The organism is Achromobacter anxifer (assembly GCF_903652925.1).
In the GTDB taxonomy this organism is placed as follows: Bacteria; Pseudomonadota; Gammaproteobacteria; order Burkholderiales; family Burkholderiaceae_B; genus Achromobacter; species Achromobacter anxifer.
On the sequence record NZ_CAHLAR010000007.1, the window covers coordinates 79,492 to 97,306 of the forward strand.

At 67.2% G+C, this 17,815-nt stretch carries 15 protein-coding genes; 7 read left to right on the forward strand and 8 right to left on the reverse strand.

Features of this window, described 5'->3' with window-relative positions:
* Positions 1 to 5 precede the first annotated feature (5 nt).
* From HWY37_RS21860 to dapD, 7 genes are all read left to right on the forward strand, one after another.
* Positions 6 to 926 carry an ABC transporter permease gene (locus tag HWY37_RS21860; RefSeq protein WP_176089845.1) on the forward strand — a complete coding sequence of 307 codons (921 nt, stop codon included), beginning with the start codon at positions 6 to 8 and terminating at the stop codon, positions 924 to 926.
* Complete coding sequence (locus HWY37_RS21865) at positions 923 to 1,906, forward strand: ABC transporter ATP-binding protein (protein ID WP_054455169.1); 984 nt, start codon at positions 923 to 925, stop codon at positions 1,904 to 1,906. Before HWY37_RS21860 ends, HWY37_RS21865 begins: the two co-directional genes overlap by 4 nt.
* On the forward strand, positions 1,903 to 2,913 hold the full coding sequence (locus HWY37_RS21870; RefSeq protein ID WP_176089846.1) for an ABC transporter ATP-binding protein: 1,011 nt from the start codon (positions 1,903 to 1,905) through the stop codon (positions 2,911 to 2,913). Before HWY37_RS21865 ends, HWY37_RS21870 begins: the two co-directional genes overlap by 4 nt.
* Positions 2,913 to 3,818 carry a prolyl oligopeptidase family serine peptidase gene (locus HWY37_RS21875; RefSeq protein WP_175206881.1) on the forward strand — a complete coding sequence of 302 codons (906 nt, stop codon included), beginning with the start codon at positions 2,913 to 2,915 and terminating at the stop codon, positions 3,816 to 3,818. Before HWY37_RS21870 ends, HWY37_RS21875 begins: the two co-directional genes overlap by 1 nt.
* Positions 3,819 to 3,857: 39 nt before the next feature.
* Positions 3,858 to 4,988, forward strand: coding sequence for a M20 family metallopeptidase (locus tag HWY37_RS21880; RefSeq protein ID WP_175206880.1), 1,131 nt, complete (start codon positions 3,858 to 3,860; stop codon positions 4,986 to 4,988).
* A gap of 7 nt (positions 4,989 to 4,995) precedes the next feature.
* Positions 4,996 to 5,997, forward strand: a complete 1,002-nt coding sequence (locus HWY37_RS21885) for an autotransporter outer membrane beta-barrel domain-containing protein (protein ID WP_246302373.1) — start codon at positions 4,996 to 4,998, stop codon at positions 5,995 to 5,997.
* Positions 5,998 to 6,078: 81 nt separating this feature from the next.
* Positions 6,079 to 7,062 (forward strand): 2,3,4,5-tetrahydropyridine-2,6-dicarboxylate N-succinyltransferase, encoded by a 984-nt coding sequence (gene dapD / locus HWY37_RS21890; protein ID WP_175206879.1) that lies wholly within the window; start codon positions 6,079 to 6,081, stop codon positions 7,060 to 7,062.
* An 8-nt stretch (positions 7,063 to 7,070) separates the two neighbouring features.
* Here dapD and HWY37_RS21895 read toward each other — a convergent pair whose 3' ends face one another.
* From HWY37_RS21895 to atpG, 8 genes are all read right to left on the reverse strand, one after another.
* Complete coding sequence (locus tag HWY37_RS21895) at positions 7,071 to 7,925, reverse strand: class II glutamine amidotransferase (protein WP_175206878.1); 855 nt, start codon at positions 7,923 to 7,925, stop codon at positions 7,071 to 7,073.
* 107 nt (positions 7,926 to 8,032) lie between these two features.
* Entirely contained in the window at positions 8,033 to 10,096 is a 2,064-nt protein-coding gene (locus HWY37_RS21900) for a UvrD-helicase domain-containing protein (RefSeq protein WP_176089847.1), read from the reverse strand.
* Between the two features lie 208 nt (positions 10,097 to 10,304).
* Entirely contained in the window at positions 10,305 to 12,395 is a 2,091-nt protein-coding gene (locus tag HWY37_RS21905; RefSeq protein WP_175206876.1) for a primosomal protein N', read from the reverse strand.
* 304 nt (positions 12,396 to 12,699) lie between these two features.
* Positions 12,700 to 13,773 (reverse strand): uroporphyrinogen decarboxylase, encoded by a 1,074-nt coding sequence (hemE, locus tag HWY37_RS21910; protein WP_175206875.1) that lies wholly within the window; start codon positions 13,771 to 13,773, stop codon positions 12,700 to 12,702.
* A gap of 100 nt (positions 13,774 to 13,873) precedes the next feature.
* On the reverse strand, positions 13,874 to 14,815 hold the full coding sequence (locus HWY37_RS21915) for a helix-turn-helix domain-containing protein (protein WP_246302374.1): 942 nt from the start codon (positions 14,813 to 14,815) through the stop codon (positions 13,874 to 13,876).
* Between the two features lie 183 nt (positions 14,816 to 14,998).
* Complete coding sequence (locus HWY37_RS21920) at positions 14,999 to 15,424, reverse strand: F0F1 ATP synthase subunit epsilon (protein ID WP_013391134.1); 426 nt, start codon at positions 15,422 to 15,424, stop codon at positions 14,999 to 15,001.
* A 9-nt stretch (positions 15,425 to 15,433) separates the two neighbouring features.
* A complete protein-coding gene (gene atpD, locus HWY37_RS21925) occupies positions 15,434 to 16,834 on the reverse strand; it encodes a F0F1 ATP synthase subunit beta (protein WP_054455184.1) in 1,401 nt (466 codons plus the stop codon).
* A 43-nt stretch (positions 16,835 to 16,877) separates the two neighbouring features.
* Positions 16,878 to 17,783: a F0F1 ATP synthase subunit gamma gene (gene atpG / locus HWY37_RS21930; protein WP_054455186.1), complete on the reverse strand. Its 906-nt coding sequence runs from the start codon at positions 17,781 to 17,783 to the stop codon at positions 16,878 to 16,880.
* Positions 17,784 to 17,815: the final 32 nt, after the last annotated feature.

Sequence of the window (17,815 nt, forward strand, 5' to 3'; positions counted from 1 at the left end):
CCGCCATGGCTCAAACTCCGAATCCCGGCCGCACCCGCACCGTCCAGCCCCTGGCTGAGACGCCCAAGCGCGCCTCCATCCTGAAGAAACTGCACGCGCGCCCGACGGTGCGCGGCTCCGTCATCGCGCTGGCCATCCTGATCATCCTGGTGGTCTTCGCGCCCTACTTCGCGCCGCAGAATCCGTACGACCTGGCCAACCTCTCGCTCATGGACGGCCGCCTGGCGCCGCGCCAGGCGCTGATGGACGGCAGCATCGCCTGGCTCGGCACCGACGACCAGGGCCGCGACATGCTCAGCGCCATCCTGTATGGCCTGCGCATCAGCCTGATGGTCGGCCTGTCTGCCGTGGTGCTGGCCACCGCCGTGGGCGGCGCCATCGGCCTGGTCGCCGCCTACGTCGGCGGCGTGGTCGATACCGTGCTCATGCGCATCGTCGACTTCATCCTGGGTTTTCCGACCATCCTGGTGGCGCTGGTGCTGCTGGTGGTATTGGGGCGCGGGGTCGACAAGGTGATCCTGGCCCTGGTGCTGGTGCAGTGGGGCCACTACGCGCGCATCATGCGCAGCCGCGCGCTGCAGGAACGCCGCAAGGAATATGTGGAAGCCGCCGCCAACCTGGGCTACCCGGCCTGGCGCATCATGCTGTTCCACCTGCTGCCCAACTGCCTGGGCCCCGTCATGGTGTTCGCCACCATCCAGATCGCCACCGCGATCGCGCTGGAAGCAACGCTGTCGTTCCTGGGCGTGGGCGTGCCCATCACCGAACCTTCGCTGGGCCTGCTGATTTCCAACGGCTTCCAGTACCTGCTGTCGGGTGACTACTGGATCAGCCTGTTCCCGGGCATCGCCCTGCTGGTGCTGATCCTCTCCATCAATATCGTAGGCGACCGCCTGCGCGAAAGCCTGGATCCCCGTCGAGCATGAGCGAAATCCTTCTAGACGTGCGCGGCCTGCGCACCGCATTCCATACCGAAGCCGGCGCCTGGCTGGCGGTCGACGGCGTCGACCTGACCGTGCGCCGCGGCGAGATCGTCGGCCTGGTCGGCGAATCGGGTTCCGGCAAATCCGTCACCGGCTTCTCGCTGCTGGGCCTGATCGACCCGCCCGGGGAAGTCGTGGACGGCGAGGTGAAGTTCAAGGGCACGGACCTGCGCAAGCTGAGCGAAGAGCAGATGCGCCAGCTGCGCGGCAACCGCATCGCCATGATCTTCCAGGATCCCCTGATGACGCTCAATCCGGTGCTGCGCATCGGCGAGCAGATGATGGAAGCCATCCTGACCCACGAAGACGTGCCGCGCGCCGAGGCCGAGGAACGCTGCCGCGAAGCGCTTGCCATGGTTGGTATTCCTTCGCCGGAAAAGCGCCTGAAGAGCTATCCGCACGAATTCTCGGGCGGCATGCGCCAGCGCGTGGCGATCGCGATCGCCATGCTGAACAAGCCCGACCTGATCATCTGCGACGAGCCGACCACGGCGCTGGACGTCACCATCCAGGGCCAGATCCTCTATCGCATGCAGGAGATCTGCCGCGAGCACAACACGGCGCTGATCTGGATCACCCACGATCTGGGCGTGGTGGCCGAACTGGCCGACCGCGTGGCCGTGATGTACGCCGGCCGCATCGTCGAAAGCGGCCCGGTCGAAGAAGTGCTGGACGCACCGCGCCACCCCTATACCAAGGGCCTGCTGGACTCGATGCCCGGCGCCACCCAGCCCGGCGCGCGCCTGCACCAGATCAACGGCATGGCGCCCAGCCTGGCCGGCCGCCCCTCGGGCTGTCCGTTCCGGCCGCGCTGCACCAGCGCCGTCACCCGCTGCACCGAACAAGCCCCCACCGTTACCACCGAAGGCGCGCGCAACTACCGCTGCTACGTGCCGATTACCCGCGAGGCCCAGCCGGTATGAGCCAAGCCGATACTCCCGTCATCGAGCTCAAGAACGTCCACAAGCGCTTCGAGCAGCGGCCCGACCTGGCCCAGCGCATCCTGGCCCTGACCGGCCGCCCCATCGACCGCCGCACCGTGTATGCGGTCAACGGCGTGGACCTGTCGATCAAGCGCGGCGAAGTCGTGGGCCTGGTCGGCGAATCCGGCTGCGGCAAATCCACGTTGGGCCGCGTCGTCGCCGGCCTGCACGGCCAGACCGAAGGCCAACTGCTGTACCAGGGCCAGGAAGCACGCCGCCTGCGCGGCGCCGACAAGCTGGCCTATACGCTGGGCGTGCAGATGATCTTCCAGGATCCGCAGGCCTCGCTGAACCCGCGCCAGCGCCTGCGCCAGATCCTGGGCGAATCGCTCAAGGTCCACAAGCTGGCGCCCAGCGCCGAGATCCCGGCGCGCATCGACCGCGCGCTGCAGGAAGTCGGCCTGGACCCCGAATACCGCGACCGCTTCCCGCACCAGATCTCGGGCGGCCAGCGCCAGCGCATCGGCATCGCCCGCGCGCTGATGGTGGCGCCGAAGTTCCTGGTCTGCGACGAGCCCGTGGCCGCGCTGGACGTGTCGATCCAGGCGCAGGTGATCAACCTGTTCATGGACTTGCGCGAACAGCACGGCTTCACGTACCTGTTCATCAGCCACGACCTGGGCGTGGTCAAGCACATCTCCGACCGCGTCGCGATCATGTACCTGGGCAAGATCGTGGAAATCTCCACGTCGGCCGAGATCTTCGCCCGCGCCAACCACCCCTACACCCAGGCCCTGATGGCCGAAGTGCCGGACGTGGGCCGCCGCGGCCGCAAGTTCACGCCGATCAAGGGCGAAATCCCGTCGCCGCTGAACCCGCCGCCGGGCTGTACCTTCAATCCCCGCTGCCCCCACGCCATGCCGCGCTGCCGCGAGCAGGCGCCGGTCCTGAAAGAAATCTCCGCAGGCCACTGGTCGGCCTGCCACCTGAATGAGGCAAACGCCTGATGAAACCCTCCGAGATGTCCAACGTCGACCGCATCGTCTCCGAACTGGGCCATGCCGGCCGCAACGCCATCCTGTATGTGGACGAGGACCGCAATTCCGACCGTCCCTTCAAGCTCCAGACCTACCGCCCCTACGGCCACACGCCCGACTGCCCGGTGGTCATCGTGCAGCACGGCGTGCTGCGCAACGGCGATGAGTACCGCGACTTCTGGGTCGACGCCGCCGACAAGCACAAGCTCCTGATCGTGGCGCTGACCTTCTCCAACGAGATCTGGCCCGGCGTGGAAAGCTACAACAACGGCCGCGTGTTCTCGGCCGGCGGCAATCCGCGTCACGTCGACGGCTGGACCTACGCGCTGGTGGGCAACGTCATCAAGGACCTGATCGCAGCGGAAATCACCGACGGCCAGAACGTCTACATGTTCGGCCATTCCGCCGGCGGCCAGTTCGTGCACCGCCTGATGAGCAGTCAGTCGCATGCGCCGTTCAAGGCCGTGGCCGCGGGCAACCCGGGCTGGTACACGCTGCCGACCTTCGACCATCCCTTCCCCGAAGGCATGGACGGCGTCGGCCTGACCGAGGACCACCTGGTCAAGCTGCTGGCCTACCCGATGACCATCCTGGCGGGCGACAAGGACATCGCCACCGACGATCCCAACCTGCCGTCCGAACCCGCCGCCATGCGCCAGGGCCCGCACCGCTTTGCGCGCGCCCAGAACTACTTCGAGTTCGGCCGCAAGGAAGCGGAGCGTCGCGGCGTGCCGTTCGGCTGGAAGCTGCAGGTCGTGCCCGGCATCGGCCATGACGGCCGCGCCATGTCCGCCGTCTGCGCCAGCATCTGGTTCGACGGCAAGATGCCCGACGACGCCGAACTGGCCCGCCTGGCCGGCCAGCAGGTCGCCTGAACGCCTTCACTTTTTTCGTTGCAGATATCCGATACCGTCATGTCCAACACCCAGAGCACTGAACAGATCGTCGCCGGCATCAAGAGCTGGCTGCAATGCGAATCGCCCTCCAACTTTCCTGACGGCATCGCCGCGATGGCGCGCATCATCGCCGACTACGCCGCGGCCGCCGGCCTGACGGTCGAGCTGTCGTCGCTGGGCCCCACCACGGGCCCGCTGCTGTATGCCACCAACCGCGCCCCCGGCGACACGCGCCCCGGTATCCTGATCCTGGCGCACATGGACACGGTGCACCCCGTGGGCACGCTGCTGGAGAACCCGGTGCGCATCGAAGGCGACCGTCTCTATGGTCCCGGCGGCTACGACATGAAGGCCGGCATCTACCTGGCCTTGACGGCCCTGTCCGGCGTGGCGCGTCCCGGCGCGACCCGCCTGCCGGTGGACTTCCTGGTGGTGCCGGACGAAGAAACCGGCAGCCATGCCTCGCGCACGCACATCGAGCGCTTCGCCGCCAACGCCAAGTACGCGCTGGTCTGCGAACCGGCGCGCCCCAACGGCGGCAAGTGCGTCACCGCGCGCAAGGGCACCGGCATGCTGAACCTGAACGTCAAGGGCCGCCCGGCGCACGCCGGCATGCAACATGAAAAGGGCCGCAGCGCGATCCGCGAAATGGCGCACCAGGTGCTGGCGCTGGAAGCCATGACCGACTACGAGCGCGGCATCACCGTCAGCGTCGGCACCATCGCCGGCGGCACCGTGACCAATACCGTGCCGGCGCTGTGCCGCTGCGTGGTCGACTTCCGCGTGCCCGACATGGGCGCCGCCGAAGACGTGCTGCGCCGCATGCGCGAACTGTGCGCGGTGGGTCCGGACGTCGAGCTCGACATCGACGTGGAACTGAACCGCCCGCCCATGGTGAAGACCGAAGCCGCCGCCGATCTGCTGGCGCTGGTGCAGGGCTACGCCGAACGCGCCGGCTTCCTGCTGGAAGACGCGCCCATGACGGGCGGCGGCAGCGACGCAAACTTCACGTCCGCCATGGGCATCCCGACGCTGGACGGCCTGGGCGCCGATGGCGACGGCGCGCACACCTTGAACGAGTACATCCTGGTTTCGACGCTGGAACAGCGCATGAAATTCTGGGAACTGCTGTTGAAGGAACTGGCGTAAGCAGCCCTTGCCGTCCCTGAAGGCCGTCCGCCGGCTGCTGCCGGCGCACGTGTTCGCCGCGCATGCCGTGATCGCGGCGGGCGCGGCGTGCGCGCACGCGGGGGAAGCCGAGCCGGCCCGCGACCTGCTCGCCAACCGGCCGACCAGTCCCGCGCCGGCGCAGCCGGGCTGGCTGATCGCGGTCGACAACTGGCAGACGCTGGAAGGCGGCGCCAACGTGAACCGCATCAAGCAGCGCACCACCGGCGTCTATGGCGGCGGCGAGTTCGAGGCGGGCGCCGGCTGGCGCCTGGGCGGCGCGCTGGGCGCCACCCGCAGCCGTGTCCGCATCGACGCCGCCGATCTCCGCCTGGATGTCTACAGCTATACCGCCGGCGTCTACGGCAAGCGGTCGTTCCTGGCCGGCGCCGGCAAGCTGAACCTGCTGGCAGGCGCCTCTTACACCTGGCACGACATCGACACCAAGCGGCATTTCGAAATGCCCGGCGTCATCCCCCGGCAAACGCTGACCGCCGACCTCAGCGCCTATACCGCGCAGGTCTTCTCCGAACTGGGCTACGAACTGCCGCTGTCCGGAATCGCCAGCATCGAACCGTTTGCCGGCGCTGCCTGGCGCAATGTGCGCACGCGCGGCTTCAGCGAATCGGGCGGCTCGACGGCGCTGTCCGCCGACGCCGGCCGCATCGTCCAGACCACGGCAACGCTAGGCGTGCGCGGGCAGGCCGGCTTCGTGCTGGGACCTACCGTGGGCAGGCTGCACGCCACGCTGGGCTGGCGCGGGGCGTTCGGCGACGTGCAGCCCGAAACCACCCTGGCCCTGGACGGCGGCAGCGTGCTGACCGTGACCGGCGCGCCAATCTCCCGGTCCGCCGCGCTGGCAGGCGTGGGCGCCGAACTGGCCGTGTCGCGCTCGGCCGTCATCGGGCTGGCCTACGGCGGCCAGTACGGCGGCGGCAGCCGCGAGCACACGGGTTCGCTGAGCCTGCGCTGGGCCTTCGGCAGTCTCTGAAAACCGCATTCCGCCGTCGCGGAATCCGGCCCCTTTTCGCCTTAGAATTACCCTCCCAGTCTGCGCATTTCTTCTTTCATCATGTCCGATTCCCCCCTGCCCCTCGGCGCCATCGCCTATGGCGTCGCCACGCTGGCCGCCGACGGCGCTGTGCTGGACACCTGGTATCCACGCCCCTCGCTGGCCGACAACTCGCCAGCCAGCGGGACCCGCCACCTGTCGCCCGAGGAAGCCCGCGCCGCACTGGGCGAACACGTGCCCACCGCGCTGATCCGCGACACCCGCCGCAAGGTCGACATCGTCGCGGTGCGCACCGCCATCGCGTCGCTGGACGAACCGCCGGCCGACGCGTACGACGCCTATCTGCGCCTGCACCTGCTCAGCCACCGGCTGATCCGCCCGCACGGCGCCAACCTGGACGGCCTGTTCAACGTGCTGTCCAACGTGGCCTGGACCTCGGCCGGCCCCTGCGCGGTCGACCAGGTGGACGCGCTGCGCTGGCATCTGCGCGCCTCCGGCCAGATCCTGGAGATCCGCGGCGTCGACAAGATTCCCCGCATGACCGACTACGTGATGCCCAGCGGCGTGCGCATCGCCGATACGGCGCGCGTGCGGCTGGGCGCGCACCTGTCGCCCGGCACCACGGTGCTGCATGAGGGCTTCTGCAATTTCAATGCCGGCACGCTGGGCGCGTCCATGGTCGAAGGCCGCATCAGCGCCGGCGTCATCGTCGACGACGGCAGCGACATCGGCGGCGGCGCGTCCATCATGGGCACCATGTCCGGCGGCGGCAAGCAGGTGGTGTCCATCGGCAAGCGCTGCCTGCTGGGCGCTAACTCCGGCATCGGCATTTCGCTAGGCGACGATTGCGTGGTGGAAGCCGGCTGCTACATCACCGCCGGCACGCGCGTGCTGACACCGGAGGGCGCCGTGGTGAAGGCGGTGGCGCTGGCGGGCCAGCACGGCCTGCTGTTCCGCCGCAATTCGCAGACCGGCGCCGTGGAATGCCTGGTGCGCACCGCCGCCTGGGGCACGCTGAACCCGGATCTGCATACGGGGCACTGACAGGCCGGTCAGGCCCCCGGCGGCACCGGCGCAAACCGGTAATGCGCCACCGAACCGCCGCCCGCGATGATAGCGGTGGCTTCGGGCACTTCCTCCCAGGCGCCGGGCATCTCGGTCAGGGGCTCCGACAACAGCAGGAAGGCATCGTCGTCCAGCGCCGCGATCTGCGGATTGTCGGGATACAGCTGGCGCAGATGGCTCACGCAGGTGTTATGGAACAGCGTGCGCGAATCCGCCTCGCTGGAATAGCGCACCGCGATCAGGCGCTGGCCGTCCAGCGCGCAGACCGTCATGTTGATCGGCTGCGCCACGCCATGGCGCCTGCCGGTCTCTTCCACCGCCCCCACCATGCGGGCCAGCGCCTGCAGCGGGTCTTCCTCCAGGCCAAAGCTCAGCGCCAGCAGGAACATCACCTCTGAATCCGTGGAGCCTTCCAGCGAACCGAAATACGCGGGCGCGATCATCAGCATCAAGTCGCGCCTGAGCAGCGGATAGTCGCGGATGACGCCGTTGTGCACGAACAGCCACTGGCCGTGGCGGAACGGATGGCAGTTGGTTTCCTGCGCCGGCGTATCGGTGGCGGCGCGGATGTGCGCCACGAACAGCGGCGCGTGGATGGCCCGCGCGGCCTCGCGCAAGTTGCGGTCGTTCCAGGCCGGATGCACGCTGCGGTAGCGGAACGGCGGTTCCAGCGGCTGGCCTTCGCGCTGGCGGCCGTACCAGCCCAGGCCAAACCCGTCGCCGTTGGTGGTGGTGGCGCCCAGGCGCGAATGCAGGCTCTGGTCGATCAAGGAGTGCTTGGCCTTGAACAACACGCTCTCCATCTGTATGGGACTACCGGTATAAGCCAGCCAGCGACACATGGCGCGCTCCTTCGATCAGCGGGGTTGCCGCGCCCGGACTGCGGGGCCGGCGCAGTCCAGTGTAGGAGCAGGCCGCGGCTTTCCACAAGCGCGGCCCTGACCGGTCCCTATTTCTTCAGCAGCGCCTTCAGCATAGCCATGCGCTCCTTGGGATTCATCGCGGCGGTAGCGGCGTCTTCCTGCATGCGCACGTCGCCCAAGCCCATTTCCTCGATGAAGCGCGAAGGCTCGCGCACCAGGTCCTCGCGCGCACGGCGGCGGCGCTTGCACCAGCTGAGGTTCAGGCTGCGCTGCGCGCGCGTGATGCCCACGTACATCAGCCGCCGCTCTTCCTGGATGCGCGAGGCCAGGTTCTCGGCCGCGCGCGCCGGATCGCCGACCTCGTCGTCCTTGCCCAGGTGGGGCAGCAAACCTTCTTCGACGCCCGCCAGGTACACGTGCGGATACTCCAGGCCCTTGGACGCGTGCAGGGTGGACATCTTCACCGCGTCGGGCTCTTCTTCCTCGCCGCGCTCCAGCATGGTGACCAGCGCCACGTGCTGCACCAGGTCGAACAGTGTCATGTTGTCTTCTTCGGCCTTGCGCTTGAGCCATCCGGTCAGCTCCAGCACGTTCTGCCAGCGCGTCTGCGCGGGCCGCTCCTCGAACAGCTCATACAGATGGCGCTCGTACTGGATGGCTTCCAGCAGATCGTCCAGCAGCGCACCCGCGGGCTCGGCCGGCGCGGCGTTCTTGGCATCGGCGGCGCCGCGGCCGGCGCGCCACTGCATGCGGCGGATGAACTCGGTGAAGGTGCGCAGCGGCTCCAGCTGCCGCGGAGCCAGCAGGCTTTCCAGGCCGGTCTCGGCCACTGCCGCCAGCAGCGACAGCTCACGGCTGGCGGCGTACTGACCCAGCGTCTGCAAGGTGGCCTGGCCGATGCCGCGCTTGGGCGTGGTGGCCGCGCGGATGAAGGCCGGGTCGTCGTCATCGTTGGCCAGGATGCGCAAATAGGCCAGCACGTCGCGCACTTCGGTCTTGTCGAAAAAACTCTGCCCGCCCGAGATCGTGTACGGGATCTTCAAGTTGCGCAGCGCCTGTTCCAGGATGCGCGACTGATGGTTGCTGCGGTAGAGGATGGCGAAATCCTTCCACTGCGCTTGGCGCTCGAAGCGCGAGGCCGACACCTTCATCGCAATGGATTCGGCCTCCTGCTCCTCGCCGTCCATGGCCGATACCAGGATGGGTTCGCCCACGCCCAGGTCGGACCACAGCTTCTTGTCGAACAGCTTGGGATTCTTTTCGATCACCTGGTTCGCGGCGGCCAGGATGCGCTGCACCGAACGGTAGTTCTGCTCCAGCTTGATCAGCTTGATATTGGGGTAATCGGTGGTCAGCTTGGCCAGGTTTTCGATGGTCGCGCCGCGCCAGGCGTAGATGGCCTGGTCGTCGTCTCCCACCGCCGTAAACATGGCGCGCGTGCCGGTCAGCAGCTGCACCAGGCGGTACTGGCACACGTTGGTGTCCTGGTACTCATCCACCAGCAGGTAGCGCACGCGGTTCTGCCAGCGGGTGCGCACCTCTTCGTTGTTGGCCAGCAGCAGCGCCGGAATGCGAATCAGGTCGTCGAAGTCCACCGCCTGGTAGGCGGCCAGCGTGGCGGCGTAGCTGCGGTAGACGTTGGCCGCTTCCACGTCGGCCGGCGTGATGGCTTCGCGCGCGGCGTCGTCCGGCTCCATCAGCCCGTTCTTCCACAGCGAGATGATGCCCTGCACGTGGCGCAGCCGGGCCTTGTCGGTGGTGTTCAACAGCTCCTGGATGATGGCCATGGCATCGTCGGCGTCCAGGATGGAAAACGTGGGCTTCAGGCCCGCGTTGCGCGCTTCCTCGCGCAGCATCTTCACGCCCAGCGAGTGGAAGGTGCTGATGATCAGGCCCTTGGAGAGCTTGCGGTCCACCAGCGTCTTGACGCGCTCGTCCATCTCGCGCGCGGCCTTGTTGGTGAAGGTCAGCGCCACCACGTTGCGCCCCATGTAGCCGCATTCGCGCAGCAGGTAGGCGATCTTCTGCGTGATCACGCGCGTCTTGCCGCTGCCGGCGCCGGCCAGCACCAGGCAGGGGCCGTCCAGGTAAAGCACCGCTTCGCGTTGAGCGGGGTTCATGCCTTGGGCTATAGGTTCGCTGGCGGACATTCGAGTCAGGTGATCATGCGTCGCGGCGGCCCCATTGAAGCTGCGGCCGGCAAGCACGGAGCTTGCGGCCGCCCGTCAGCGGGCCGGTAACACGCGAGAAAAAGGGGACGGGCGCGGCCGCCGCAGCGGGCCTGCCGCGCCGGCGCGATAGAGGAGAAAGATCATAGAACAATCGGGTCGACGGCGCATCGGCCCCTGCCGCAGCCGATCAGATTTCCAGCGGATCCACTTCCAGCTGCCAGCGCACGCGGGCCTCGTTGGCCAAGTACGGCAAATGGTGCGACCAGGATGCCAGGAAGGCCTGCAGGGCCGGTCTGCTGCTGCTTTCCGCCAGCAGCTGCGCGCGCTCGATATTCGCCACGCGCACCACGCGCAGCGGCACCGGGTCGTACAGCATGATGTTGTCCAGGCCCGGAAAATCGGCCGCCCACTCGCCTTCCGGCAAGGCACGCGCCCGCTCCAGGAATTCCAGCGCCACCTTCAGCTCGCGCGCCTCGGCGGTCAGCAGCGCCTGGTAGACGAAAGGCGGCAGGCCGGTGCTTTCGCGCTCGTGCAGCGCATGGCGGGCAAAGCCCGCGTAATCGTGCCGCAACAGCGCCTGGTAGACCGGCTGCTCGGGGTAGTTGGTCTGTATCAGCACCTCGCCATTGCCCTGATGGCGTCCGGCGCGGCCCGCCACCTGCATCAATTGCGCAAACAGGCGCTCCGGCGCGCGGAAGTCGTGCGCGAACAGCATCGAATCCGCGTTCAGCACGCCCACCAGCCCCAGGCGCGCGAAATCGTGGCCCTTGGCCACCATCTGCGTGCCCACCAGGATGTCCACTTCGCCGGCGTGCACCGAGGCGAACAGCGCCTCGGCGCTGCCCTTCTTGCGTGTGCTGTCGGCGTCGATGCGCAGAATGCGCGCCTCGGGAAACAACTCCGCCAGATGTTCCTCGACCCGCTGCGTGCCGCGTCCCATCGGCGCCAGGTCCTGGTCGCCGCATTCGGGACAGGCGCGCGGCACCGGGGCCTGGTAGCCGCAGTGATGGCATTGCAGGCGGTGGCCGCGCCCGTCGGTGCGATGCAGGACGGTGAACGCGGTGCAGCGCGGGCAATTGCTGACCCAGGCGCAGGACTGGCAGTGCAGCACCGGCGAATAGCCGCGCCGGTTCAGGAAGATGAGCGACTGTTCCTTGCGCTCCAGGCGCTGTCCGATGGCTTCAAGCAATAGCGGCGACATGCCCTGCTTCAGTTGCAGGCGGCGCGTGTCCACCAGGCGCATGGAAGGCAGGCTGCTGGCCCGCGCCCGGCCCGGCAGGGTCAGGCGCAGGTAGCGGCCGCGCTCGGCGTGCTGCCAGGTTTCCAGCGACGGCGTGGCCGATCCCAGCACCACCGGGATGTTCAGGTCATGGGCGCGCCATACCGCGAGGTCGCGCGCCGAATAGCGCAAGCCGTCCTGCTGCTTGTAGGACGCGTCGTGCTCCTCGTCCACCACGATCAGGCCCAACTGGCTCAAGGGCGCGAACACCGACATGCGGGTGCCCAGCAGCATGCGCGCCTCGCCGCGCTGGGCGCGGGCCCAGGCCTGCAGGCGCTCGCCGTCGGAAAGGCCGCTATGCATGACCGCCAGCCCGTCCGGCCCGACCAGCGCTTCCAGGCGCGCGCGCAGCGCGCCTTCCAGCTGCGGCGTCAGGTTGATTTCGGGCACCATCAGCAGCACCTGGCGTCCGGCCGCCAGGACCTTCTCGGCCGCGCGCAGATAGACCTCGGTCTTGCCGCTGCCGGTCACGCCATGCAGCAGCACGGGCTTGAATCCGGTCAGCGCGCCTATCGTGTCCACCGCCTCGCGCTGGGCGTCATTGAGTTCGGGTGGCTGATCGGCCTGGGCCGGCGCGCGCGCCGCCTTGCGCTTGCGCCCGTCCAGCCGCGCCACCGGTCCGCCCGCGGAGCGCTTGCCCTGGTAGGCGGTAGGCTTGCGCAGCGGCGGCGGCAGGGTGGGCAGCATCACCTCACCCAGCGGGCGCTGGTAGTAATCCGCGGCAAAGCGGGCCAGGCGCAGCCAGTCCTCGTCGAACGGCGGCAAGTCCGCCAGCACCTCTTCGATCGGGCGGATCTGCTTGGGGTCGAACGAGGGCTCGGCCGGGTTGTCCACCACCACGCCGATCAGCTTGCGGCGGCCGAACGGCACGATGACCCGCAGGCCCACCGTCACCGGCGCGTCGCTGCGGTAATCGAAGGGGCCAGGTAGGGGCACGTCCAGGGCCACGCGCACCCAACACACCGCCTCAGGGGGGGTATTGGCCTGCGCTTCAGACATGGATGCTAGGACGGTGCATGTAGAAGGATGATCCCGGATGATGCCGGCGCGCTCGCTTTTCCGCCTGTGGATAACTTTGGGGAAAAGGCTGGAGCAACATCGGCAATTGGAATTTGACAAGATTGCGCAAACTTGCGAAATCTTGTTGAAAACCCATATTTCATCATTAAAAACAATGAGTTATGCAAGCTTTCCAGATTGTAAACTAGCTTCTAAAGGGTTTTCCCCGAGAGCAATCTTGCTGTGCACAAGTGCCTTCCGGGGCCCTCCCGCTCCGGCCCTGCGGACCGAAGCGTTCACTTACTTACCCCCGCAGCGAACGGCTGTGCTGGTGGACTTCCTCCACCAATTCGGCTACGGCTTCTGGAGGAGTAAAGCGTGAAATTCCGTGTCCCAGGTTGAACACATGGCCGCCCTTGCCCACCGGTCCGAAGGCGTCCAGCACGCGCCGCGCCTCGGCGCGGATGGCGGGTCCGCCACCGAACAGGGCCATGGGATCCAGGTTGCCCTGGAACGCGACCGAGTCCCCGGTGCGGCGGCGCGCGGCCGCCAGGTCCACCGTCCAGTCCAGGCCCACGGCGTCCGCGCCGCAGGCTGCGATCTGTTCCAGCCACTGGCCGCCGCCCTTGGTGAAGACGATGGCCGGCACGCGCCGGCCTTCGTGCTCGCGGGTCAGGCCAGCCACGACCTTACGGGTGTAGGCCAGCGAAAACTGCTGGAACAGGCCATCGGCCAGCACGCCGCCCCAGCTGTCGAACAGCATCACGGCTTGCGCGCCCGCGGCGATCTGCGCGTTCAGGTACTGCAGCGTGGCTTCGGCATTGATCTCCAGGATGCGGTGCAGCAGGTCGGGCCGCGCATACAGCATGGTCTTGATCAGGCGGTAGTCGTCGCTACCCTGGCCTTCCACCATGTAGCAGGCGATGGTCCAGGGGCTGCCGGCAAAGCCGATCAGCGGCACCTTGCCATCCAGGTCGCGCCGGATCGTGCGCACGGCGTCGAAGACGTAGCGCAGCTTGTCCATGTCCGGCACCGCCAGGCGCGCCACGTCTTCCTCGGTGCGCACCGGGCGGGCAAAGCGCGGCCCCTCGCCTTCGGCGAAGTCCAGGCCCAGGCCCATGGCGTGCGGCACCGTCAGGATGTCCGAGAACAGGATGGCCGCGTCCAGGTCGAAACGCTCCAGCGGCTGCAGCGTGACTTCCGACGCGTAGTCCGGGTTCTGAGCAAGGCCCATGAAGGAACCGGCGCGGGCCCGCGTCTGGCGGTACTCGGGCAGGTAGCGGCCCGCCTGGCGCATCAGCCAGATCGGGGTGTAGGGCACGGGCTCGCGCAGCAGCGAGCGCAAGAACACATCGTTCTTCAAGACGGAAGCAGACACGACTATCCTCGATGATCGGAAGCCGTGATTTTACTTCCCTTGGCCGCTCCATCGCGGGAACCCGCAGGCTCGGACTTGCCCGTGCGCAAGCGCGGCGCTTTCAGGGCTGGGCGGCGGCTTCCTGCGCGGCCTGCCGGTAGGGCGCGGCCTCGATGCCGTGCTTGCGCATCAACGCCCAGAACGCGCGCCGGTGCTTGCTGCAGGCGCGCGCCGCCTGCGCCACGTTGCCGCCATGGCGCGACAGCGCCAGCCGGATGTAGTCGCGCTCGAAGCCGTCCACCACCTTCGCCTTGGCGATGCGGAAGGATTCCTGCGCGGACCGCGAATGCGCGGTGCGCGCGTTGGTCAGGACCTGCTCGGCGAACTCCGCCGCAGCCCGGGCGCGTATTGCCTGAGACCGCTGCCCGCCGGCCTCGCCCGGCAGCGGCCGCGAATCGCGGAAACGGCCGGCAGGTTCGCGATATCCGGCTACGGGCTCGCGATATCCAGCCGCAGGTTCGCGATAGCCGGCGGCAGCTTCGCGGTAGCCGGCGGCAGGCCCGCGGTAGCTGGCCGCGGGTTCGCGCAGATCGGCCCGCACCACGCCGCGCCCTGGCACTCCCCGGGCCATGCGGCCCAGGCGCACCCGCATGCTCTCAAGGCAAACGGGCTGCGTGATGAAATCCGCGGCGCCCAGGTTCAGCAGGTCTTCGATCGCGGGCGCCTTCATGTCGGAGAGCAGCAACAGCACCGGCGTGGTCAATTCGGCGCGCGCCTGCTGCAAGGCCATGCGCGTCCAGGCCAGGGAAAACGGCGCGACCGGCAGGATGCAGGCGTCGTAACGCCTGAACGCCACCGCCAGCCGGGCCAGCGCCTGCACGTCCGGCTGGACCGGCTCATGCGCTTGAGGCGCTTCGGCCGCCCCGGCATAACGCAAGGGGTTCAGGGACGCCAGATGCAGCCGCAAGCGCGTCTGCCTGACCGGATGCTGCGCGACCCAATCGCGCATTGCCCCATCGTGGCCCGGCGCCAGCAGGACTCCGCAATCCAGGACTTCTCGCACGCTCCCCTCCAAAGCTTGACCAGGAAAAGCTGAAGGCTACTGTTGCAGCAGCCGCCCAGCTATTCGTAGTGAGCACATTGCGGGTGACGCCTTGGTCACGGAGACGCGCGCGACTGGTATGAAAAAAGCGGCCCGCAGGCCGCTTTTTTCAAGTCCGGGGCGAACCCCGGGGCATAGCGTCGCTTAGTGCGAACGGCCGCCTTGGCGCAGCTTGCGCGCCGCGATGGCTTGCGCAGCCAGCATGGCGAGTTCAGCTTCGACCACGGCGATGTCCGCCTTGTCCTTGGCGTTGGCCAGGGCCTGTTCGGCCTTCTGGCGCGCTTCCAGGGCGCGGGCTTCGTCCAGGTCGGCGGCACGGATGGCCGTGTCGGCCAGAACCGTCACGCTGCCCGGCTGCACTTCCAGAATGCCCCCGGCGACGAAGATGTTTTCCTCGCCTTGGTCGGCACGAACGATCTTGACCGTCCCGGGGCGTATGCGCGAAATCAGCGGGGTGTGGCCGGGCAGAATGCCCAGTTCACCCGCTTCGCCAGGCAGCACCACGAACTTCGCCTCACCGGAGAAGATCGCTTCCTCTGCGCTGACGACATCCACATGCAGGGTAGCCATATCGGTTCCTTATTGCAGTTTCTTGGCCTTCTCGAAGGCCTCGTCGATCGAGCCGACCATGTAGAAGGCCTGTTCCGGCAGCGCATCGCACTCGCCGTTCACGATCATCTTGAAACCACGGATGGTTTCGGCCAGCGGAACGTACTTGCCGGGCGAACCGGTGAACACTTCGGCAACGTGGAACGGCTGCGACAGGAAGCGCTGGATCTTACGAGCGCGGGCCACGGCCTGCTTGTCTTCCGGCGACAGTTCGTCCATGCCCAGAATCGCGATGATGTCGCGCAGTTCCTTGTAGCGCTGCAGCGTCTGCTGCACGCCACGGGCAACGGCGTAGTGCTCCTCGCCCACGACTTGCGGGTCGAGCTGGCGGCTGGACGAATCCAGCGGGTCCACGGCCGGGTAGATACCCAGGGCGGCGATGTCACGCGACAGCACGACGGTCGAGTCCAAATGCTGGAAGGTCGTGGCAGGCGACGGGTCGGTCAAGTCGTCCGCAGGGACGTACACGGCCTGGATCGAGGTGATCGAGCCGGTCTTGGTCGACGTGATGCGCTCTTGCAGCTTGCCCATTTCTTCGGCCAGCGTGGGCTGGTAACCCACCGCCGACGGCATACGGCCCAGCAGTGCGGACACTTCGGTACCGGCCAGGGTGTAGCGGTAGATGTTGTCCACGAAGAACAGGATGTCGCGGCCTTCGTCGCGGAACTTCTCGGCCATGGTCAGGCCGGTCAGCGCCACGCGCAGACGGTTGCCCGGGGGTTCGTTCATCTGACCGAACACCATCGCAACCTTGTCCAGAACGTTCGACTCTTCCATTTCATGGTAGAAGTCGTTGCCTTCGCGGGTACGCTCGCCCACGCCGGCGAACACCGACAAGCCGCTGTGCTGCTTGGCGATGTTGTTGATCAGTTCCATCATGTTGACGGTCTTGCCCACGCCGGCGCCGCCGAACAGGCCGACCTTGCCGCCCTTGGCGAACGGGCAAACCAGGTCAATAACCTTGATGCCGGTTTCCAGCAGTTCCACCGACGGCGACAGCTCGTCGAAACGGGGAGCCGCTTGGTGAATGCCGCGCTTTTCGTCGTGCTGGATCGGGCCGGCTTCGTCGATGGGACGACCCAGCACGTCCATGATGCGGCCGAGCGTGCCGGTGCCGACGGGCACCGAGATCGGGGCGCCCGTGCCGGTGACCTTCATGCCGCGGCGCAGACCGTCGCTGGAGCCCAGCGCAATGGTACGCACCACGCCGTCGCCCAGCTGTTGCTGCACTTCCAGCGTCAGACCCTTTTCGGCGAACGAGGAACCCTCGTCGGCCAGAGTAAGCGCTTCGTAGATCTTGGGCATTTGATCGCGGGGGAACTGAATATCCACCACGGCGCCGATGCACTGAACGATGGTTCCGTTGCTCATGTCGATTCCTTGCTTGATAGCTTTTGACGGGATGCTGCCTGCCTCAAACGGCGGCAGCGCCCCCTACGATTTCCGAAATTTCTTTGGTGATCGCGGCCTGACGGGTCTTGTTGTAGACCAGTTGCAGATCGCCGATGACCTTCTTGGCGTTGTCCGACGCCGCCTTCATGGCGACCATCCGGGCCGACTGCTCCGAAGCCATGTTCTCGGCCACGGCTTGGTACAGCAGGCCTTCAACGTAACGCTGCAGCAGGTCGTCGATCACGCTACGGGCGTCGGGTTCGTAGATGTAATCCCAGCTGTAGTCCGACTTCACTTCCGAGGTCTTGGCCAGGCTATCAGCGCCCGTCTGGTACGGATCATCCAAACCGCTGGCCAGAGGCAGCAGGCGCAAGAACAGCGGCTCCTGCTTCATCGTGTTGACGAAGCGGGTCGAAGCCACGTACAGCGCGTCGATGCGGCCTTCCAGGTAGGCGTCCAGCTGCACCTTGATCGCGCCCAGCAGGCGGTCGAGTTGCGGCTTGTCGCCCAGTTGCACTTCCTGGGAAACCAGTTTGGCGCCGATGCGGGTCAGCACGCCCACGCCCTTGTTGCCGAAAGCGGTCGCCTGCACGGCGATGCCGTTCTTCTCGAACTCTTTCAGCTTGCCCAACGTCACGCGGGTGATGTTGGTGTTCAAGCCGCCGCACAAGCCCTTGTCGGTCGTGACCATGATCACGCCGACCGCCTTGACTTCGCGTTCGACCAGGTACGGGTGGCTGTACTCGGGGTTGGCCTGCATCAGGTGCGCAGCAATTTCGCGCACCTTGGTGGCATACGGACGGCCAGCACGCATCCGTTCCTGCGCCTTGCGCATCTTGGATGCGGCGACCATTTCCATCGCCTTGGTGATCTTGCGCGTGTTTTGCACGCTCTTGATCTTGGTTCGGATTTCCTTAATTCCGGGCATTGCGCTTTCCTGTGAAGACTGGCCGATGGGTT